At 69.3% G+C, this 21,013-nt stretch carries 16 protein-coding genes; 11 read left to right on the top strand and 5 right to left on the bottom strand.

The window, feature by feature from the left end:
• Window positions 1–184 precede the first annotated feature (184 nt).
• Both ACNQQL_RS08710 and ACNQQL_RS08705 read left to right on the top strand, forming a co-directional pair.
• Window positions 185–862, top strand: a complete 678-nt coding sequence (locus ACNQQL_RS08710; RefSeq protein ID WP_347063858.1) for a heavy metal response regulator transcription factor — start codon at window positions 185–187, stop codon at window positions 860–862.
• Window positions 859–2,340, top strand: coding sequence for a heavy metal sensor histidine kinase (locus ACNQQL_RS08705; protein WP_347063857.1), 1,482 nt, complete (start codon window positions 859–861; stop codon window positions 2,338–2,340). Before ACNQQL_RS08710 ends, ACNQQL_RS08705 begins: the two co-directional genes overlap by 4 nt.
• Here ACNQQL_RS08705 and ACNQQL_RS08700 read toward each other — a convergent pair.
• The 3 genes from ACNQQL_RS08700 to ACNQQL_RS08690 are packed head-to-tail and all read right to left on the bottom strand — an operon-like array spanning window position 2,321 to window position 8,589.
• Window positions 2,321–3,907: an efflux transporter outer membrane subunit gene (locus ACNQQL_RS08700; protein WP_347063856.1), complete on the bottom strand. Its 1,587-nt coding sequence runs from the start codon at window positions 3,905–3,907 to the stop codon at window positions 2,321–2,323. The genes ACNQQL_RS08705 and ACNQQL_RS08700 overlap by 20 nt on opposite strands.
• 31 nt (window positions 3,908–3,938) lie before the next feature.
• Complete coding sequence (locus tag ACNQQL_RS08695) at window positions 3,939–5,300, bottom strand: efflux RND transporter periplasmic adaptor subunit (RefSeq protein ID WP_347063855.1); 1,362 nt, start codon at window positions 5,298–5,300, stop codon at window positions 3,939–3,941.
• A 49-nt stretch (window positions 5,301–5,349) separates the two neighbouring features.
• A complete protein-coding gene (locus ACNQQL_RS08690) occupies window positions 5,350–8,589 on the bottom strand; it encodes an efflux RND transporter permease subunit (RefSeq protein WP_347063854.1) in 3,240 nt (1,079 codons plus the stop codon).
• 270 nt (window positions 8,590–8,859) lie between these two features.
• Here ACNQQL_RS08690 and ACNQQL_RS08685 point away from each other — a divergent pair, with 270 nt between their 5' ends.
• From ACNQQL_RS08685 to yjfF, 6 genes are all read left to right on the top strand, one after another.
• Complete coding sequence (locus ACNQQL_RS08685; protein WP_072440532.1) at window positions 8,860–9,138, top strand: DUF4148 domain-containing protein; 279 nt, start codon at window positions 8,860–8,862, stop codon at window positions 9,136–9,138.
• 15 nt (window positions 9,139–9,153) lie between these two features.
• On the top strand, window positions 9,154–9,363 hold the full coding sequence (locus tag ACNQQL_RS08680; protein ID WP_347063853.1) for a hypothetical protein: 210 nt from the start codon (window positions 9,154–9,156) through the stop codon (window positions 9,361–9,363).
• 296 nt (window positions 9,364–9,659) lie between these two features.
• On the top strand, window positions 9,660–10,622 hold the full coding sequence (locus ACNQQL_RS08675; RefSeq protein ID WP_034182440.1) for an ABC transporter substrate-binding protein: 963 nt from the start codon (window positions 9,660–9,662) through the stop codon (window positions 10,620–10,622).
• Window positions 10,623–10,682: 60 nt separating this feature from the next.
• Window positions 10,683–12,197: a sugar ABC transporter ATP-binding protein gene (locus ACNQQL_RS08670; RefSeq protein WP_347063852.1), complete on the top strand. Its 1,515-nt coding sequence runs from the start codon at window positions 10,683–10,685 to the stop codon at window positions 12,195–12,197.
• Window positions 12,194–13,234, top strand: a complete 1,041-nt coding sequence (locus tag ACNQQL_RS08665) for an ABC transporter permease (protein ID WP_347063851.1) — start codon at window positions 12,194–12,196, stop codon at window positions 13,232–13,234. The genes ACNQQL_RS08670 and ACNQQL_RS08665 overlap by 4 nt, the downstream gene beginning before the upstream one ends.
• Window positions 13,231–14,319, top strand: a complete 1,089-nt coding sequence (yjfF, locus tag ACNQQL_RS08660; protein WP_347063850.1) for a galactofuranose ABC transporter, permease protein YjfF — start codon at window positions 13,231–13,233, stop codon at window positions 14,317–14,319. The genes ACNQQL_RS08665 and yjfF overlap by 4 nt, the downstream gene beginning before the upstream one ends.
• 119 nt (window positions 14,320–14,438) lie before the next feature.
• On the opposite strand, the gene ACNQQL_RS08655 is transcribed toward yjfF, so the two are convergent.
• Entirely contained in the window at window positions 14,439–15,527 is a 1,089-nt protein-coding gene (locus ACNQQL_RS08655; RefSeq protein ID WP_347063849.1) for an aldose epimerase family protein, read from the bottom strand.
• A 27-nt stretch (window positions 15,528–15,554) separates the two neighbouring features.
• Window positions 15,555–16,748: a DNA-binding transcriptional regulator gene (locus tag ACNQQL_RS08650; protein WP_347063848.1), complete on the bottom strand. Its 1,194-nt coding sequence runs from the start codon at window positions 16,746–16,748 to the stop codon at window positions 15,555–15,557.
• Window positions 16,749–17,021: 273 nt separating this feature from the next.
• Here ACNQQL_RS08650 and xylA point away from each other — a divergent pair, with 273 nt between their 5' ends.
• The 3 genes from xylA to xylF all read left to right on the top strand — a co-directional run bounded on the left by xylA (window position 17,022) and on the right by xylF (window position 20,961).
• On the top strand, window positions 17,022–18,344 hold the full coding sequence (xylA, locus tag ACNQQL_RS08645; protein WP_347063847.1) for a xylose isomerase: 1,323 nt from the start codon (window positions 17,022–17,024) through the stop codon (window positions 18,342–18,344).
• Between the two features lie 4 nt (window positions 18,345–18,348).
• Window positions 18,349–19,839, top strand: a complete 1,491-nt coding sequence (gene xylB / locus ACNQQL_RS08640) for a xylulokinase (protein ID WP_347063846.1) — start codon at window positions 18,349–18,351, stop codon at window positions 19,837–19,839.
• A gap of 93 nt (window positions 19,840–19,932) precedes the next feature.
• Window positions 19,933–20,961 carry a D-xylose ABC transporter substrate-binding protein gene (xylF, locus tag ACNQQL_RS08635; protein WP_347063845.1) on the top strand — a complete coding sequence of 343 codons (1,029 nt, stop codon included), beginning with the start codon at window positions 19,933–19,935 and terminating at the stop codon, window positions 20,959–20,961.
• Window positions 20,962–21,013 lie beyond the last annotated feature (52 nt).

Below are 21,013 nucleotides of genomic sequence, written 5' to 3'. Positions count from 1 at the left end.
ATGAGTGAACGGGCGAGTGGGGATAGGCCCACGCTTCGAATTCTGGCCGCCGCGGCCGTCACCACCCTGACCCGCCGATTACGGTTTCGTCATCCGGGCGTGGCGCGCTTGCGCGCTGCCGTTCGCCCGCGCCGTTTCCCGGTAACATCGGCGCATGTCACCACCGAATGCGACGGAGTCGATCATGCGCATCCTGATAGTCGAAGACGAACCGAAGACCGGCGCGTACTTGAAGAAAGGGCTCGAGGAATCGGGCTTCAGCGTCGATCTCGCGAAGGACGGCGGCGAGGGCCTGACACTCGCGCAGGAAGAGAGCTACGACGTGATCGTGCTCGACGTGATGTTGCCCGTGCTCGACGGCTGGAGCGTGCTCAAGCGGCTGCGCGACACGCACGCGACGCCCGTGCTGTTCCTGACCGCGCGCGACGACGTGCAGGACCGCGTGCACGGCCTCGAACTCGGCGCGGACGACTACCTCGTGAAGCCGTTCGCGTTCGTCGAGCTGCTCGCGCGGATCCGCACGCTCGCGCGCCGCGGGCCGCCGCGCGAGACGGAGCGCATTTCGGTGGGCGACCTGGATATCGACGTCGTGCGCCGCCGCGTGAAGCGCGGCACGGTGCGAATCGACCTGACGCCGCGCGAATTCTCGCTGCTGCAGTTGCTCGCGCGCAGGCAGGGCGAAGTGCTGAGCCGCACGCAGATCGCGTCGTACGTGTGGGACATGAATTTCGACAGCGATACCAACGTCGTCGAGGTCGCGATTCGCCGGCTGCGCGCGAAGATCGACGACGAGTTCGCGGTCAAGCTGATTCATACGGTGCGCGGCGTCGGTTACGTGCTCGAACCGAAGGAAGCCGCATGACGCTCGGCCGCTCGCTTGGCGCGACGCTCGCGCTCGGGTTCGGCGCGACCCTGCTTGCCGTATTCGCGCTTGTCGGCACATACGTGTACACCGGCCTCGAGCGGCAGGTGAGCACGCAGGACGACTTCGACATCGTGCTCGCCGCGCGGCATACGCGCCGGCTGGCGGCCGAACTCGATTCGCTCGACGCGGTGCGCGCGCATGCGGACCGGCTGACGAGCCAGGTGCTCGGCAACGAGGCGCTGTCGCTGGCCGTCGTCGACGGGCAGGGCAGCATACTCGCGCGCCACAACGTCGAGCGGACCGCGCTCGGGGATCTGCCCGGGACGGCAGCCGGCGCATCGTCGCCCGCGCTGCCGGTGCTGCCCGATGCCGAACTGTTTCCGCCGCACGCGACGCCGGTGCCCGCGAACGAACGGATTACCGCCGACCGGATCGCGACGTGGACCGCCGACGGCGGCACGCCCGTGCGCGGCGTCGTCGCCGAGGCCGCGTTGCGCGACCGCACGAAGATCCGGATCGCGATCGCGCGCAACATGAGCGATCGCGTCGAACTGCTCGACGGCTACCGCGACAAGCTGAAGATCGCCGGCGGCCTGGGCGCGCTGTTCGCGATGCTGCTCAGCTACTGGCTGATCCGCAAGGCGCTCGCGCCGCTGCGCGAGATCGTCGCGAACACGGGCCGGATCACCGTCGACAAGCTCGATACGCGGCTCGATGCATCGCGCGCGCCGCGCGAGCTGACGGCGCTGGTCGACGCGCAGAATGCGATGCTCGGCCGTCTGCAGCAGGCGTTCGGGCACCTGTCGCAATTCAGCGCGGATCTCGCGCACGACCTGCGCACGCCGCTGAACAACATGCGCGGCGCGACCGAGGTGGCATTGGCGCGGCCGCGTTCCGCCGGCGAATACCAGGCGCTGCTCGAATCGAATCTCGAGGAATACGACCGTCTCGCGCGGATGATCGAGAACGTGCTGTTTCTCGCGCGCGCCGAGCATCCCGGCTTCGTCACGCGGCAGCGCGCCTTCGACGTGCACGACGAACTGGAGCGCATCGCCGGTTATTTCGAAGGGCTTGCGGACGAAGCCGGTTCGATGCTGCGCGTCGACGGGCACGGCCGGCTGACCGCCGATCTCGAACTGTTCCGCCGCGCGGTCAGCAACCTGCTCGCGAATGCGCTGCGCTATACGCCGGCGGGCGGCGTGATCGTGCTGCGCGTCGACGAAACGGCGGACGCGGTGTACGTGGTCGTCTCGAACCCGGGCGAACCGATCGATCCCGCGCTGCTGCCGCGCATTTTCGACCGCTTCGTGCGGGGCGACCCCGCGCGCAGCGGCGGCGTGCCGGGCGGCACGGCCGGGCTCGGCCTCGCGATCGTGCGGTCGGTGATGGAACTGCACGGCGGCACCGCACGTGTCGAGAGCGATGCGGCCGGCACGCGGTTCATCCTGACGTTCATCAAGACGCCGACGGCGTAGCGGCCGTGTGCGCGGCGGCGGTTGCGTCCGCACCCGCATCTGCACCGGTATGCCAGCCGCCGCCCAGCGCGGTCAGCAACCCGACCGCCGCCTCCATCCGGCGCGCAGCGATCTGGTCCGACAGACGCCGGTTCGTCAGCGCAATCGTCTGTGCGGTCACGACATCGAGGTAGCTGACGGCACCCGCGTTGAAGCGGTTGGTCGTCAGCCGCAGCGACAGGTCGGCCGCATCGGTCGCGCGCTGCTGGCTGCCGGCTTCCGACGCGAGCGCATCGAGCGTGGACAACTGATCCTCGACCTGCTGGAACGCAACCAGCACGGTTTGCCGGTAATCGGCGACCGTACTGTCGTATTGCGCATGCGCGCCGCGCAGCGACGCGCTGCGGCGGCCGCCGTCGAACAGCGTGCCGGCGAGCTGCGAGCCGAGCGACCAGAACAGGCTCGGTGCGGTGAGCCACGGCGCGAAGAACGAGCTTTCAAGCCCGGCGCTCGCCGACAGCACGAGATCGGGAAAGAACGCGGCGCGGGCCTCGCCGATCTGCGCGTTCGCGGCCGCGACGCGGCGCTCGGCCGCCGCGATGTCGGGCCGCCGTTCGAGCAGTTGCGACGGCACGCCGGCCGGGATCGCCGGCACGTCGAACGATTGCACGCGCGGCGGCAGCGCGAACGTCGACGCGCTTTCGCCGACGAGCGTCGCGATCGCGTGCTGGAGCTGCGCCCGCGACGCATCGATGTCGGTATCCTGCGTGCGGGTCGATTCGAGTTGCGTCGCGGCCTGCGCGACGGCCGACGCGTCGATCGCGCCGGCCGCGAGCTGCTGTTTCAGCAGCTTCAGCGCGTCCGCATACGCACGCACCGTATCGTCGAGCAGCTGCTTCTGCGTATCGAGCGAGCGCAGCGCGAAATAGTCGGTCGCGAGCGTGGCCGTGACCGACAGCTTCACGGCCTGCAGGTCGGCCGCGCTCGCGTCGGCGTTCGCCTGCGCGCCCGTCACCGCGTCGCGCACGCGGCCGAACAAGTCGGGTTCCCAGCTCGCGGCCACACCGGCCTGATAGTCGGGCGTCGTCTTGCCGGCGAGCGACGAGCCGAGCTTGTTCTGCGACAGGCGCGCGCGGCTCTGCGCAACGCCGGCCGTGACGGTCGGCAGGAACCCCGCATGCTGGTAGTCGACCATCGCGCGCGCCTGCTGGAGATCGGCGACGGCTTTCTTCACGGTCTGGTTCGACACGTCGACACGCGCTTCGAGCGCGTTCAGGTCGGCATCGTCGAAGACGGTCCACCATGCGCCGCGCGATGCGGCATCGGCCGGCGCCGCGACGTTCCAGCCCGGCTGGGCGGCGGGGGCGTTCGCAGCCGGTATGCCCGATGCCGGTATGCCCGCAGCCGGTACGCCCGAAGCCGGTATGCCCGAAGCCGGTATGCCCGAAGCCGGTATGCCCGCATAGTGCGCGGGCACGGCGACGGCGGGCGGCGAATAGGGCGGCAATGTCGAGCACGCGGACAACGCGGCGGCGACGCCGAGCGCGACGACGCGGCGGGTGAACGGAAGCGGACGGAGGAAGCGCATGATGGGTATCTCGTGAGTGTTCGTGAACGGATCAGCCGCGAACGGGCGTTGAAGCTGCTGCCGGCATCGAAGCCGGCACCGCGACGGCGGCAGGCGTCGACGCAGCCGCGCCAGACGCTGCCGCTGCGCCGGTTGCCGGGCCCGTTTGCACCGCCGGCGCGGCCGACACGATCTTCACGGCCTCGCCGGCGGCAATCGAATCGCCCGGGTTGTCGATCACGCGATCGCTCGCGGCGAGCCCCGACACGATCTCGACGCGCGTGCCGAAATCGCGCCCGATCTGCACGGTCTTCAGCGCGGTGGTGCCGTTCGCGGCAACGGTCGCGACCGTCACGCCGTTCGGCCGGAACAGCAGCGCGCCGACGGGCAGCTCGAACGCCGGGGCCGCGCTCGGCACGAGCAGGTGCGCCTGCGCATACGCGCCGGGCATCAGCGCGCCGTCGCCGTTGTCGACGTCGATCTCGACGCGCAGCGTGCGCGTGACCGGATCGATCGCGCCCGCGCTGCGCGCGACGCGCGCGGCGAAGCGCCGCCCCGGATACTGCTGCGTGGTCAGGTAGACGGCGGTCCCGGTCGTCACGCCTGCCGCGCTGTCCTGCGGCACGTCGACGAACACGCGCAGCGTGCCGGTCTGTTCGAGATGGAACAGTTCGCCGGACAGGCCGGGGCTGCCCGGCGTGCCGCCCGCGGTGACGAGCGTGCCGACGTCGACGTTGCGCGCGGTGATCACGCCGTCGAACGGCGCCGCGACCGATTCGTACGACACCAGCTCGGTCAGGTGCGCGACGTTCGCCTGCGCGGAGGCCAGCATCGCGCGCTTCGCGTTCATGTCGGCGACCTTCGTGTCGGTGTCCTGCTGTGACACCGATTGCGTCTTCAGCATGTCCTGCCAGCGCTGCGCGGTCGATTTCGCGTAGTCGTAGTTCGCCTGCGCGGTCGCCGCGTCGGCGCGCGCCTGCCGCAACTGCGCGTCGAGGTCGGGTGCCGTGATCTGCGCGAGCGTCTGCCCGGCTTTCACGTGTGCGCCGATGTCGGTGCTCCAGTGCGCGATATAGCCGCTCGTGCGCGCATAGATCGATGCTTCCGCGTACGGCATCACCGAGCCCGGCAGCGTCAGCGTCTGGTCGGTGGGCGCCGCGCCCGGCAGGATCACCGACACCGGCAGCGCCTGCTGCGCGGCGACCTGCACGCGCTGCGCGGCGCGCGCGTCGATGCGCGGCACGATGCCGGCGGCCAGCAGCGCGGCGGCCGCCGCGATCGCGACGAGCGGAACGGCCAGCTTGCGGCCGCGGCGTGGCGGCGTGGTGTCGGGCGCCGTGTCGCGCGCGGTTGACGGTGCCGTGTCCGCTTTGGCGGCCGGCGGCGGGGCGAGAGGTTCGGTCGAGTCGTTCATGATGGGTTCTGGGTCGGGCGAGTCGAAGGGAGTCGAGGTGAAGTCGCGATCAGCGCAATGCCGGCGTGTCCTGCGCGCGGCGCGCGGCGGCCGCATCGCGGCGCCGTTCGAGCCATGCATGGATGAAGCCGAACACGACGGGCACGAACAGCAGCGTCGACAGCGTGCCGAACGCCAGCCCGCCGATCACCGCGCGGCCGAGCGGCGCGTTCTGTTCGCCGCCGTCGCCGAGGCCGAGCGCCATCGGCAGCATGCCGATCAGCATTGCGAGCGCGGTCATCACGACCGGGCGGAAGCGGCTGAAGCCTGCGTCGAGCGCGGCCTGCCACGGCGGCGCGCCGCCCGCCATCAGCTCGCGCGCCGCGTTGACGACGAGGATGCTGTTCGCGGTCGCGATGCCGATGCACAGGATCGTGCCGGTCAGCGCGGGCACCGACAGCGTCGTGCGCGTGACGAACAGCATCCATGCGATGCCGGCGAGCGACGCGGGCAGGCCGCCGACGATCGCGAGCGGGTCGAGCCACGACTGGAAGTTGACGACCATCAGCAGGTAGACGAGCGAGATCGCGAGCGCGAGGCCGCCGAGCAGCCCGGCAAACGACTCGTGCATCGCCTGCACCTGGCCGCGCAGCACGATCGACGAACCGGGCGGCAACTGCGCGCGCGCATCGTCGACGAGCTTGGTCACGTCGGCCGTGACGCCGCCGAGATCGCGTCCCTGCACCGACGCGAAGATGTCGAGCACCGGCTGCACGTTGTAGTGCGATACGACCGCCTGCTGCGTCGCGCGCGAGAAGCTGCCGAGCGAGCCGAGCAGGTTCTGCGCGGGCGCGCCGGCCGCCGGGCCGCCGGCCGGCGTCTGCGGCGAACGCGCGGTGCCCGCCGGCAGCGGCACGTTCGCGAGTGCCTGCAGCGAATCGACCGAATACTGCGGCGACTGCACCAGCAGCGGATAGCTGACGCCGTTGCGCGGGTCGAGCCAGAAGTTCGGCGTCGTCTGCGAGCTGCCGGACAGCGCGATCAGCAGGTTCTGCGCGACGTCGCGCTGTTCGAGGCCGGCCTGGATCGCCTTCGTGCGATCCACGTTCACGTTGATGGCCGGCTCGTCGCCGGGCTGCTGGATGCGCGCGTCGACGAGGCCGCGCACGCCGCGCAGCTTCGCGAGCAGCGCGTTCGCGACCGCGCGGTTCTGGTCGAGCTTGTTGCCGACGATCTGGATGTCGATCGGCGCGGGCAGCCCGAAGTTGAGGATCTGGCTGACGATGTCGGCCGGCAGGAACGCGAACGTCACGCCGGGGAACGACTGCGCGAGCAGGTTGCGCAGCTTCGCGACATAGGCGGCGGTCGGCGCGTGGTTCGGTTTCAGCGTGATCATCACGTCGGCATCCTCGGTGCCGATCGGGTCGGACGAGTCGTACGTGAGGTTGATCCCGCTGACCGGCACGCCGATGTTGTCGAGCACGCTCGCGATGTCGTTCGCGGGAATCACGTCGTGGATGCGCGCTTCCACTTCGTCGGTCAGGCGCGCGGTTTCCTCGATCCGCGTGCCGGTCGGCGCGCGCAGGTGCAGGCGGATCTCGCCGGTGTCGACCGACGGGAAGAAATCCTGCCCGGCGAACGCGAACAGCGCGGTCGATGCGACGCATGCGAGCAGGAAGGCCGCCGCGAAACGGCGGCGGCGCGCGATCGCCGCCGACAGCAATGCGCGATAGCGCAGCCGCACCGCCTCGAAGCGATGCTCGAACGCGGCCTGGAAACGCGCCAAATGCACGAGGGGGGCGAACACGCCGCGCGGCGGCTGGCCGTGCCCCTTCGCGCGCATCAGCGCCATCGCGAGCGTCGGCACCAGCGTGCGCGAGAAGAAATACGACGCGACCATCGCGAAGATCACCGCCTCGGCCATCGGCACGAACAGGTAGCGCGCGACGCCCGTGAGCAGGAACATCGGCACGAACACGATGCAGATCGACAGCGTCGACACGAAGGTCGGCACTGCGATCTCGCCCGCGCCGGTCAGGATCGCGTCTTCGAGCGGCGCGCCGCGTTCGAGGTGATGCGTGATGTTCTCGATCGCGACGGTGGCATCGTCGACGAGAATCCCGACCGCGAGCGCGAGCCCGCCGAGCGTCATGATGTTGATCGTCTGGCCGAGCGCGGCCAGCGCAAGCAGCGACGTGAGCACCGCGAGCGGAATCGATACCGCGATGATCAGCGTCGCGCGCCAGCTGCCGAGGAACAGCAGGATCATCAGCGCGGTGAGGCACGCGGCGATCAGCGCCTCGCGCACGACGCCCTGGATCGCCGCTTTCACGAACACCGACTGATCGCCGAGCGCCGAAATGTGCAGCGCCTTCGGCAGGCCGGCCGCGATCTTCGGCAGCATCGTCTTGACCTGGTCGATGATCGTCAGCGTCGACGCGCTGCCGGTTTTCTCGACGGTCAGCAGCGCCGCGCGCTTGCCGTCGGCGCGCACGATGTTGGTCTGAGGTGCGTAGCCGTCGCGAACGTGCGCGACGTCGCGCACATACACGACGCTGCCGCCGATCGTCTTCACCGGCAGGTTGTTCAGCGCGGCGACCGTCTGCGTGCTGCCGTTCATCTGCACGTTGTATTCGCGCGTGCCGATTTTCGCGGTGCCGCCGGGCAGGATCAGGTTCTGCGCGTTGATCGCGTTCACGACGTCGATCGGCGCGAGCCCCTTCGCCTGCAGCGCGCGCGTATCGAGATCGACGACGATCTGGCGGATCTTGCCGCCGAACGGCAGCGGCACGGCCGCGCCCTGCACGGTCGCGAGCTGCGTGCGGATGAAGCTGTTGCCGAGGTCGTAGAGCTGCTGCTCGGCGAGCGTGTCGCTCGACAGCCCGAGCTGCAGGATCGGCACCGTCGACGCGTTGTACGTGATGATGTTCGGCGGCAGTGTGCCGGGCGGCAGGATCCGCAGGATCGACGCTGAATTGCTCGCGGCTTCCGCGATCGCGCGATTGATGTCCGCGCCGGGGTGGAAGAAGATCTTCACGACCGACACGCCGTTCAGCGACTGCGACTCGATGTGCTCGATGTCGTCGACGTCGGACGTGAGCGCGCGCTCGTAGTTCGACGTGATGCGCTTGGCCATGTCCTCGGCGGAGAAGCCGTTGTACGACCAGACGATGCTGACGACCGGGATGTCGATGTTCGGAAAGATGTCGGTCGGCGTGCGCAGGAGCGCGAGCGGTCCCGCGATGAAGATCAGCAGCGCGAGCACGACGAACGTATAGGGCCTGCGTAACGCCAGCCGGACGATCCACATGATGTTTTCCTCGAAGCAGGGCAGGGGTGCCGCATTCGATGCGACGAGCATGCAGTCTGACGATGCCGCATTGACCCGACCCTGACTCGAAGATTACGAAGCTGTTATCTGCGTGCCGCGCCGCAGATTTCGAAATTGTCATCCGGCGGTCAGCGTCGCGCCGGCCGCGATCACCAGAATGAACGTGTCAGGCGGCGAAAACGCATCCGCGGTCCCGCCGGCGGCGCATCGACGATGCGTCCTCATCGAACCGTTCTCGGGAGTTTCATCATGAATCGCAGACTGATCGCAGCCGCCGCGCTGCTCGCACTCGCAATCGGCACGCCGGTCGCCGCTTTCGCACAGACGTCGTCGTCGGGCCTGACGCGCGCCGACGTGATCGCCGATCTGGTCCAGGCGCAGCGCGACGGCACCGTGCCCACGTCGAACTGGGACTATCCGCCGAGCACGCGGACGATCGCGCGCAATCGCGAGCTTTACGCAATCGCGCACGGCGAGCCGGGCGTCGCGACCGCGTCGGCGTCCGTGCCGACCGTCAGCGCGCAGTAAGCCGGGAGTCGGGCGATGAAGTTCCTTTCCCGACTGGCGATCGCCGCGCTGCTCGCGGCGGCGATCGCGCCGGCGTTTGCGCGCGGGCAGCCGCAATTGTCCGATGACGACGGCGGGCGCGCCAGCGTGCTGCGCGAGTTGAATCCGACGCGGGCGCATGCCGCCGGCGTCGCGTCGAATTCGAGCGGCGAGACCGACAGGACGGCGGTGGCCCGCCGGAACTGAGTCTCGTCGAGCGCCGCGGCGATGGCCGTCCTGGTTCCCGGTTTCGGGGGCGGCGCGTCGTCCGCCACCGCTCCAGGCGCCCCCGCGCGCTTAGGTGTTTATACGTATGCCGATTCCGATATCGCTTCAATCCAAGATTTCATTGGAAGGTTATCGGACTTGTTCCTAGACTGATCCGGGGCATGCATACCGGGCCGGGCCGGCCGGACACGCTGCCCGGCACAGCCCTGAACCGCGCGCGCCACGCAGAAACAGAACAGCGCCGCGGCATACAACGACATCATTGGAGACGGACCATGACATTCATCAGGAAGCTGGCGGCCGGTGCGATCGTCGCCGCGGCGACGGTACTCGCGCCCGGCGCATTCGCGCAGCAAAAGCCGATCACGCTCGGGTTCTCGCAGGTCGGCGCGGAAAGCGCGTGGCGCACCGCGAACACCGTGTCGGTGAAGGGTGCGGCGAAGGACGCCGGCATCAACCTGAAATTCTCGGACGCGCAGCAGAAGCAGGAAAACCAGATCCGCGCGATCCGCTCGTTCATCGCGCAGAAGGTCGACGTGATCGCGTTCTCGCCGGTCGTCGAATCGGGCTGGGAGCCGGTGCTGACCGAAGCGAAGGCCGCGCACATCCCGGTGATCCTGACCGACCGCGCGGTCGACGTGAAGGATCCGTCGCTGTACGTGACGATGATCGGCTCGGACTTCCTCGAGGAAGGGCGGCGCGCCGGCCACTGGATGGAAGAGCGTTACAAGAACGACGCGGGCCCGATCAACATCGTCGAGCTGCAGGGCACGGTCGGCTCGGCACCGGCCAACGATCGCCGCGCCGGGCTGCTCGAAGTGATCAAAAGCAATCCGAAGTTCAAGGTGATCGCGTCGCAGAGCGGCGACTTCACGCTCGCCGGCGGCAAGCAGGTGATGGAAGCGTTCGCGAAGACCTACGGCAAGCAGATCAACGTCGTCTACGCGCACAACGACGACATGGCGCTCGGCGCGATCCAGGCGATGGAAGAGGCCGGGATCAAGCCCGGCAAGGACGTGAGCGTCGTGTCGTTCGATGCGACGAAGGGCGGCTTCCAGGCGATGATCGCCGGCAAGATCAACGTCGACGTCGAATGCAGCCCGCTGCTCGGCCCGCAGCTGATGAGCGCGGTGAAGGACGTCGTCGCCGGCAAGCCGCTGCCCAAGCGCATCGTGACGAACGAGACGGTGTTCCCGATGAGCGTCGCGGCGCAGGTGCTGCCGACCCGCAAATATTGATGTCCGTGCGGGCGGCGGCGTGGCACGCCGTCGTCCGGCAACCGCTCCGAGGGAGGGTTCATGACGCATCCGCCGGTGGTCGAGATGACCGGCATCGACAAGGCGTTTCCGGGCGTCAGCGCGCTGCAGCGCGTGAGTTTCCGGCTGTTTCCGGGCGAGATCCACGCACTGATGGGCCAGAACGGCGCGGGCAAGTCGACGCTGATCAACGTGCTCACCGGCGTGCATGCGCACGACGCGGGCGAGATTCGCGTCGGCGGCGAGCCGGTGCGCTTCGCCGCGCCGCGCGAGGCCGAGGCGGCCGGAATCCAGACGCTGTATCAGGAAGTGAACCTGTGCGCGAACCTGTCGGTCGCCGAGAACATCTTCGCGGGCCGGCAGCCGACGCGGCGCGGCGCGATCGACTGGAACGCGATCCATGCACGGGCGCGCGCCGCGCTGGCCGAACTCGACCTGTCGCTCGACGTCACGCGCTCGCTCGACGCGTATCCGATCGCGGTGCAGCAGATGGTCGCGATCGCGCGTGCCGTGTCGGTCGATGCGCGCGTGCTGATACTCGACGAGCCGACGTCGAGCCTCGACGACGGTGAGGTCGCGCGGCTGTTCGACGTGCTGCGCCGGCTGAAGGCATCGGGCATCGCGATCCTGTTCGTCACGCATTTCCTCGAGCAGACCTATGCGGTGTCCGACCGGATCACCGTGATGCGCAACGGCGAGCGCGAAGGCGAGTACCTGGCGCGCGACCTGCCGGTCGACGTGCTGGTCGCGAAGATGACCGGCCGCGAACGAATGTCCGACACGCTGCAGGCGGGCGCCGCCGCGGTCGAGCGCGCCGCCGGCACTGCCGCGCCGTTCCTGTCGATGCGGCAGGTCGGCCGGCGCGGGATGATGAGCCCGCTCGATCTCGACGTGCGGCCCGGCGAAATCGTCGGGCTGGCCGGGCTGCTCGGCTCGGGGCGCACCGAAACCGCGCAGCTCGCGTTCGCCGCGGAGCGCACCGACACCGGCGCGATCGAGATCGACGGCGCGCGCAAGCGGCTTGCGTCGCCGCACGATGCGGTCCGGCACGGGATCGCGTATTGCCCGGAAGACCGCAAGAAGGAGGGCATCGTCGCCGCGCTGTCGATCCGCGAGAACATCGTCCTCGCGCTGCAGGCGCGGCGCGGCTGGTGGCGGCTGATCGGGCGCGCGCGCCAGCGCGAGATCGCCGAGTCGTACATCGCGCGGCTCGGCATCAAGGCGCGCGACGCGGAGCAGCCGATCGGGCTGCTGTCGGGCGGCAACCAGCAGAAGGTGCTGCTCGCGCGCTGGCTCGCGACGGACCCGAAGCTGCTGATTCTCGACGAGCCGACACGCGGCATCGACGTCGCCGCGAAGTTCGACATCATGGAGCGCGTGCTCGCGCTGTGCGCGACCGGGCTCGCGATCCTGTTCATCTCGTCGGAGATCGGCGAGGTCGTGCGCGTGAGCCACCGGATCGCGGTGCTGCGCGACCGGCGCAAGGTCGCCGAACTGACCGGCGCCGACGCGTCGGAGGAGCAGGTTTACCGGCTGATCGCGGGAGGCCAGTCATGATGCGTGTACGCACGCTGTTTCGTCATCCGCTCGCGTGGCCGTTGCTGACGCTTGCGCTGCTGTTCGCGCTCGACGTCGCGCATCGTCCGGGCTTCCTGTCGATCGCGCTGCTCGACGGCCACCTGTTCGGCGCGCCGATCGACATCCTGAACCGGGCGGCGCCGCTCGTGATCGTGTCGCTCGGCATGACGCTCGTGATCGCGACGCGCGGGATCGACATCTCCGTCGGCGCGATCGTCGCGATTGCCGGCGCGGCCGCGGCGATCGTGCTCGAAGGCGATCCGTCGCGGGTCGGCACGGCGCTGGCCGCCGCGCTCGGCGTCGGGCTGCTCGCGGGCGCGTGGAACGGCCTGCTCGTCGCGTTCGTCGGGATGCAGCCGATCATCGCGACGCTGATCCTGATGGTGGCCGGCCGCGGCATCGCGCAACTGCTGACGGGCGGCCAGATCATTCCGATCGGCGCGCCCGGCTATCTGGCGCTCGGCGGCGGTTATCTGGCGACCGTGCCGTGCTCGGTGTGGATCGCGCTCGCGACGATCGCCGCGACCGCGCTGCTGGTGAACCGCACGGCGCTCGGGCTGTTCATCCGCGCGATCGGCGTGAACCCGGTTGCGACGCGGCTCGTCGGGCTGCGCTCGGGCGCGGTCGTGTTCGGCGTGTACCTGTGCTCCGGCGTGATGTCGGCGGTCGCGGGCATCCTCGCGAGTTCCAACGTGCGCAGCGCCGACGGCAACAACGCGGGGCTGCTGCTCGAACTCGACGCGATCCTCGCGGTGACGCTCGGCGGCACGTCGCTGCTCGGCGGCCGCTTCAGCCTCGCCGGCTCGGTGCTCGGCGCGCTGATCATCCAGACGCTGACCTACACGACCTATTCGATCGGCGTGCCGCCGGAGGCGACGCTGGTCGTCAAGGCGGTCGTCGTGATCGTCGTGACGCTGATCCAGTCGGACGCGGCGCGCGCGCTCGTGGTCCGGCATGCGTCGCGGCTGCTGCCTTCCGCGCGTTCGCGCGCCACCTCTGGAGCCACGCCCCGATGACCCGATTCCTTGGCCGGCTCGCCGACCCGCGCACGCTGCCGATCGTCGTGACGATCGTGCTGTTCGCCGCGCTGTTCGGCTTCGGATCCGTGATGTACACGGGATTCTTCTCGATGCAGGTGCTGACCGGCCTGCTCGTCGACAACGCGTTCCTGCTGATCGTCGCGATCGGCATGACGTTCGTGATCGTGTCGGGCGGCATCGACCTGTCGGTCGGCTCGGTCGTTGCGCTGACAACGATCTTCTGCGCGGTCGGCGCTGAGCGGCTGCACTGGCCCGTATGGGTGATCGTGCCGCTGGTGCTCGCGTTCGGCGCGCTGTACGGCGCGGCAATGGGTGCGCTGATCCACTATTTCCGGCTGCAGCCGTTCATCGTCACGCTGGCCGGGATGTTTCTCGCGCGCGGCGCGTGCTTCCTGATCACGACGCAGTCGATCACGATCAACGAGCCGACGTTTCATGCGATCGCGGGCGTCAGCGTGCCGGTCGGCGGCGGCACGCTGAGCGCGGGCGCGCTGATCGCGCTCGCGACGCTGGCCGTCGCGATCTACGTCGCGCATTTCACGCGTTTCGGCCGCAACGTCTATGCGATCGGCGGCAACGAGCGTTCGGCGCTGCTGATGGGGCTGCCGGTCGCGCGCACGAAGATCGGCGTCTATGCGTTGAGCGGGCTGTGTTCGTCATTCGGCGGCGTGGTGTTCACGCTCTACGTGCTGTCGGGCTACGGGCTGCAGGCGCAGGGGATGGAGCTTGACGCGATCGCCGCGACGGTGATCGGCGGCACGCTGCTCACGGGCGGCGTGGGTTACGTGATCGGCTCGGTGTTCGGCGTCGGCATCCTCGGCACGATCCAGGTGCTGATCACGTTCGACGGCACGTTGAGTTCGTGGTGGACGCGGATCGTGATCGGCGCGCTGCTGTGCGTGTTCTGCGTGCTGCAGAGGGTTATCGAGCGGCACGCAACGCGGCGGCGCACGGGCGGCACGGGACTCGGCGCGCAGCAGCCGAAGCGCGACTCCGCGCACGCGCGGCCGGCCGAGCCCGGAGAGGACGCGGCGCTGGTGTCGACGATGCGGCGCGTGTAGTGCGTGTAGTGGAGCGCACGGCGCGCGCCGCGCGGTGACGGGCAACGGGGTGGCGGCACGCGCGACGTGTTTGATGCCTGGCCGCCGGTGCTTGTTGTCGAAGGCGGCCGGCGCGCGCGTTACGCGCGAACGGCTACCCGGTACAGAGTGGTCTGACGATAGACGGCGCCCGGATGAAGGATGACGTCGTCGCGCAGGTCGGCCATGTTGACCTGGTCCGGAAAACCGCCGGCTTCGACGCACAGCGCGGCGTGTTGCGCGCACCGCGTGCCGCCCCTCACGCGCACGCCGTCCAGATAGTTGCCGGTATAAAGCTGGAGGCCGCGCTGATCGGTCGACACGACCAGTTCGCGGCCGCTTTCGGGATCGTAGATGCCGGCGACGGGCCTGACCGCGCGCGCGCCGTCGCGCAGCACGAAGCAGTGATCGAAGCCGCGCGCCCTTGCAAGCTGCGCATGCGGCCAGTCGAGGCGCGCGCCGAGCGGCGCGCTGTGCCGGAAATCGAAAGCCGTGCCGGTCACGTCGGCGGTGCCGGTGGGGATCAGCGCGTCGTCGACCTCGAGGAACGCGTCGGCGTCGATGCTCAGCACGTGGCCGCGCACGTCGCTGCCCGCGCGGCCGCTGAGGTTGAAATAGCTGTGATTCGTGAGGTTGAGCGGCGTGGGCGCGTCGGTGACGCCGGTGTAGTCGATCGTCAGCGTGCCGTCGTCGTCGAGCGCGTAGCGAACCTGCACGCTCACGTTGCCCGGAAAACCCGCGTCGCCTTCCGGCGAATCGAGTCGCAGCGTCAGCCCGCCGCAGTCGTCGACGACTTCCCAGCGCTGGCGGTGAAAGCCGCTCGCGCCGCCGTGCAGCAGATTGCCGTTCTCGTTGCGATCGAGCAGGTAGTCGACGCCGTCGAGCGTGAAGCGCGCGCCGGCGATCCGGTTCGCCCAGCGGCCGACCGTCGCGCCGAGGTAGGCGCCCGATTCGACATATTCCGCGGGCGTGTCGTGCGCGAGCACGATATCGGCGAAGCGTCCGGTGCGATCGGGCGCGAGCCACGACACGACGGTCGCGCCGAGGTCGCTGACGACGACGCGCATGCCGTGCGTGTTGCGCAGCGTATAGCGTCGCACCGTGTCGCCGTCGGGCAGCGTGCCCCACGGCTCGGAGTGTACGCGTGCGACGCCGGGCGTCGGGCGGGGGGATTCGGTATCGATGTGCATAGGATGATTCGATGTGAACGGCGGGCTTCAGTGCGCGGCGATCACGCGTTCCTGGTATTCGCGCGGCGTGCAGCCCAGCTCGCGCCGGAACACCGCGTACATGTACTGGAGCGACGTGAACCCGCAGCGGATCGCGACCTCGGCGCTCGACGCCTGCCTGCCGGCGAGCAGCGCCTGCGCCGCTTCGAGCTTGTGGCGCAGGATTTCCTGGTGCACGGTGCGCTGCAGTTCGCGCCGGAAGTGCTCTTCGAGCAGCGAGCGCGACACACCGACGTAGTCGGCGACCTGCTCGGTCTTGATGCCCTGGCACGCGTACTGGCGAATGAAGTGGCGGGCGCGCATCACGTGCGGGCTCGCGAGCGGCTCGTGGCGCGTCGAATCGAGCACGTTGATCCCGACGGGCGGCACGAGAATCCGCCGGTCGGGAAAACGCGCGCCGCCCAGCATCTGGTGCAGCAGGTGCGCGGCCGTACGGCCCATTTCCTCGGTGCCCTGGATGACCGACGACAGCGGAATCCGCGTGAGCGTGCGCGTGAGCGGATCGTTGTCGATGCCGATGATCGCGACCTGTTCCGGCACCGCGAGGCCGGCGAGCAGGCACGCCTGCAGCAGGTGCCGCGCGCGCGCGTCGGTCACCGCGATCACGCCGACGGGTTTCGGCAGTGCGTGCAGCCAGCCGATCAGCTGCTCGATCGCGTGGTTCCAGCCCGATGCGCTGGTCGACAGTCCGCGGTAGATCGGCGCGTCGACGCCGTCCGCGCGCGCGAGGCCGTCGAACGCGAGTTCGCGCTGCTGCGCCCAGCGGTTTTGCTGCGCGACGGGCAGGCTGTACATCGCGAAGTGCGGCAGCCCGGCGCCGATCAGGTGCGTGTATGCGAGCGACACGAGCTTCGCGTTGTCGGTCGCGATATACGGCACGCCGTCCGGATACTGCGCCGGATCCTCGTACGACGAACCGAGCGCGACGATCGGCAGCGGCGAGCCGGCGAGCGCGTCGGCGACGGCCGGATCGTCGAAATCCGCGATGATGCCGTCGCCGTCGAAGCGCTCGATGCCGGCGAGCCGGCAGCGGAAATCGTCTTCGAGGAACAGGTCCCATACCACGCGCGTCGAGCGCAGGTACTGGCCGATGCCGCTGATGATCTCGCGGTCGTAGACCTTGTTGGCGTTGAACAGCAGCGCGATGCGGTGCGGCGTCTGGGTGGAAGGGGCGCGGTTCATCTCGGTCTCGAAGCGCGCGCCGTCCGGGGCGTCGCGCCGTTGTCTCCGGGCGCGCGGGCAACGCCGCGCGGCTGTCTGATCTGTCTGGTGTCCGGCGATTGTAGGACGGAACGCGTGCCGTGCGCAGCGCGCTGGCAAGAAACGTTAAGCGTGCTGCGCAATTTCGCAATTGCGGGCGAGGGGGCGCGCGGGCACGATCCAGCCAGATCGAATTCGGCCCGCACGCCAACGCGATGCACGCCGCACTGCAACAAGAAACCGGACGGAGACGCCATGTCGTATTTCGAACATATTCCCGCGATTCGCTACGAAGGTCCGCAGTCGGACAACCCGCTTGCATACCGCTATTACGACCGCACGAAGCGGGTGCTCGGCAAGACGCTCGAGGAGCACCTGCGGATCGCGGTGTGCTACTGGCACACGTTCGTGTGGACGGGCCACGACATCTTCGGCCAGGGCGCGTTCCGGCGGCCATGGCAGCAGCCGGGCGACCCGCTCGAGCGCGCGCGCCAGAAGGCGGATGCGGCGTTCGAGTTCTTCACGAAGCTCGGAACGCCGTTCTATACGTTCCACGACACCGACGTGTCGCCGGAGGGCGACAGCCTGCACGAGTACGTCGAGAACTTCGCGCGGATGACCGACTACCTGGGCGAGCGTCAGCAGGCGACGGGCGTCCGGCTGCTGTGGGGCACCGCGAACCTGTTTTCGCATCCGCGCTTCGCGGCGGGCGCGGCGACCAACCCGAACCCCGACGTGTTCGCGTGGGCGGCCACCCAGGTGCGCCATGCGCTCGACGCGACGCATCGGCTCGGCGGCGAGAACTACGTGCTGTGGGGCGGCCGTGAAGGGTACGAGACGCTGCTCAATACCGATCTCGTGCGCGAGCGCGAGCAGTTCGCCCGCTTCCTGTCAATGGTCGTCGAACACAAGCACCGGATCGGCTTCAACGGGGCGCTGCTGATCGAGCCCAAGCCGCAGGAGCCGACGAAGCACCAGTACGACTACGACGTCGCGACGGTGCACGGTTTCCTCACGCAATACGGATTGCAGAACGAAATCCGCGTGAATATCGAGGCAAACCATGCGACGCTCGCCGGCCATTCGTTCCATCACGAGATCGCGAACGCATTTGCGCTCGGCGTGTTCGGCAGCGTCGACGCGAATCGCGGCGATCCGCAGAACGGCTGGGACACCGACCAGTTCCCGAACAGCGTCGAGGAGCTGACGCTCGCGTTCTACGAGATCCTGCGCCACGGCGGCTTTACCACCGGCGGCATGAACTTCGACGCGAAGGTGCGGCGCCAGAGCGTCGATCCGGAAGACCTGTTCTACGGCCATGTCGGTGCGATCGACGTGCTCGCGCTTGCGCTCGAGCGCGCGGCCGTGCTGGTCGGCAACGACCGGCTCGACTCACTCCGCCGGCAGCGCTACGCGCAGTGGGACAGCGCGTTCGGCCGCGAGATCCTGTCGGGCGGCTACACGCTGGAGTCGCTCGCCGCCGACGCGCTCGCGCGCGGCGTGAACCCGCGGCATGCGAGCGGCGCGCAGGAACGGCTCGAGAACATCGTGAACCAGGCGATCTACGGGCTGCGCTGACGTCATGTACATCGGACTCGATCTTGGCACGTCGGGCGTGAAGGCCGTGCTGCTCGACCGCGACGGTGCGGTGCGGGCCAGCGCGAGCCGGCCGCTGTCGGTGAGCCGGCCGCGGCCGCGCTGGTCCGAACAGGCGCCGCTCGACTGGTGGGATGGGGCATGCGGCGCGCTGGCGGCGCTCGTCGCCGACGCGCGTGCGGCCGGCATCGATCCGCACGACATCGGCGCGCTTGGCCTGACCGGGCAGATGCATGGCGCGACGCTGCTCGATGCGCACGGCGACGTGCTGCGCCCCGCGATCCTGTGGAACGACGGCCGCGCCGATGCCGAATGCGCGGAGCTCGAGCGGCTCGCGCCCGCGCTGCGCGCCGTCGCCGGCAACCTCGCGATGCCGGGCTTCACCGCGCCGAAGCTGCTGTGGGTGCGCCGGCACGAGCCGGACGTGTTCGCGCGGATCGCGCACGTTCTGCTGCCGAAGGATTATCTGCGCTACCGGCTGACCGGCGTGTTCGCGACCGATCCGTCGGATGCCGCCGGCACGCTGTGGCTCGATGTCGCCAAGCGCGATTACGACGACACGCTGCTCGCCGCGTGCGGGCTGTCGCGCGAGCAGATGCCCGCCGTGTTCGAGGGCAACCGCATCACCGGCACGCTGCTGCCGGCCGTCGCGCGCACGCTGGGGCTGCGCGAGATCCCGGTCGTCGCGGGCGGCGGCGACAACGCGGCCGGCGCGGTGGGCGTCGGCATCGTGCAGCCCGGCGATGCGCTGCTGTCGCTCGGCACGTCGGGCGTTTATTTCGCGGTGTCGGATGGGTTCCGCGCGAATCCCGAATCGGCGGTCCACAGCTTCTGTCATGCATTGCCGCATACCTGGCACCTGATGTCGGTGATGCTGAATGCGGCCGGCTGCATCGATTTCACCGCGCAGCTGGCCGGCTACGACGGCGTTGCCGCGCTGCTCGCCGACGCCGAGACGAACGCGCGCGCGGACCGCCCGTGGTTCCTGCCTTATCTGAGCGGCGAGCGCACGCCGCACAACGACGTGAATGCGAAGGGCGTGTTCTACGGGCTGACGCCCGACACGCAGCGCGCGGATCTCGCGAACGCGACACTCGAGGGCGTCGGCTTCGCGCTGCTCGACGGGATCGACGCGCTGCATGCGGCCGGGCTCGCGCCCGACGGCATCACGGTGATCGGCGGCGGCTCGCGAAGCGCGTACTGGACGCAGATGCTCGCCGACCTGAGCGGCCGCGCGTTGACGTTGCGCGCGGGCGGCGAAGTCGGCCCGGCGCTCGGCGCCGCGCGGCTCGCGCATCTCGCGCTCGAACCGGATGCGCCGCTCGACGCGGTGTGCCCGCAGCCGCCGGTGGTGGCCGTGCGCGAGCCCGACATGGCGCGCCACGCGTGGTATCGCGACGCGCGGCGGCCGACGTTTCGCGCGCTGTATCGCGCGCTCGAACCGGTGTTTTCGGCAGGCGCGGGTCATACCGCATAACGCCGCGCCGTGTAGTGGCCAGACAAAGGGCAGCGCGCTTCGGCGGCCGCCCGGCGTTCGTGGGGTTGTCCAATAAAGAGAGGAGTTGGAGACATGAAATCCGTAACGCGTCGTACCGTATTGAGTGCGCTGGCAGGCGCCGCCACGTTGGCGGTTCTCACGCTTGGCGCACCGCTCGCGCATGCGAGCAAGGACAAGCCGGAAATCGGCTTCTGCATCGACGACCTGCGCGTCGAGCGCTGGTCGCGCGACCGCGACTATTTCGTGGCCGCCGCCACGCAGCTCGGCGCGAAGGTGTCCGTGCAGTCCGCGGACGCGAGCGAGGCGCGGCAGATCTCGCAGATCGAGAACCTGATCTCGCGCGGTGTGGATGTGATCGTGATCGTGCCGTTCAATTCGAAGACGCTCGGCAACGTCGTCGCCGAAGCGCGCAAGGCGGGCATCAAGGTGGTGTCGTACGACCGGCTGATTCTCGACGCCGACGTCGATGCGTATATCTCGTTCGACAACCAGAAGGTCGGCGAGCTGCAGGCGCAGGGCGTCTACGATGCGAAGCCGAAGGGCAACTATTTCCTGCTCGGCGGCGCGCCGACCGACAACAACGCGAAGATGCTGCGCGAAGGACAACTGAAGGTGCTGAAGCCGGCGATCGATCGCGGCGACATCAAGATCGTCGGCCAGCAATGGGTGCCCGAGTGGAGCGCGTCGACCGCGCTGCGGATCGTCGAGGATGCGCTGACCGCGAACAACAACAAGATCGACGCGATCGTCGCGTCGAACGACGGCACCGCGGGCGGCGCGATCCAGGCACTCGCCGCGCAGCATCTGGCCGGCAAGGTGCCGGTGTCCGGGCAGGATGCGGACCTCGCCGCGGTCAAGCGGGTGATCGCCGGCACGCAGACGATGACCGTCTACAAGCCGCTCAAGCTGATCGCGAGCGAAGCGGCGAAGCTCGCGGTGGATCTCGCGAAGGGCGCGAAGCCTGCCTTCAACGCGCAATACGACAACGGCAAGAAGAAGGTCGACACGGTGCTGCTGCAGCCGACGCTGCTGACCAAGCGCAACGTCGACATCGTCGTGAAGGACGGCTTCTATACCCAGGCGCAGCTGGCGAGCCAGTAACGGCGCGGCGCGCGGACGGCCCACCGGTGCGTCCGCGCGCATACTGCGAGGC

Origin of the sequence: Burkholderia sp. LFS061 (assembly GCF_047978125.1) — a bacterium.
Taxonomy (GTDB): Bacteria; Pseudomonadota; Gammaproteobacteria; order Burkholderiales; family Burkholderiaceae; genus Burkholderia; species Burkholderia pyrrocinia_C.
The sequence above is the reverse complement of the archived record's forward strand: the minus strand, read 5'-3'. Positions and strand labels throughout refer to the sequence as shown.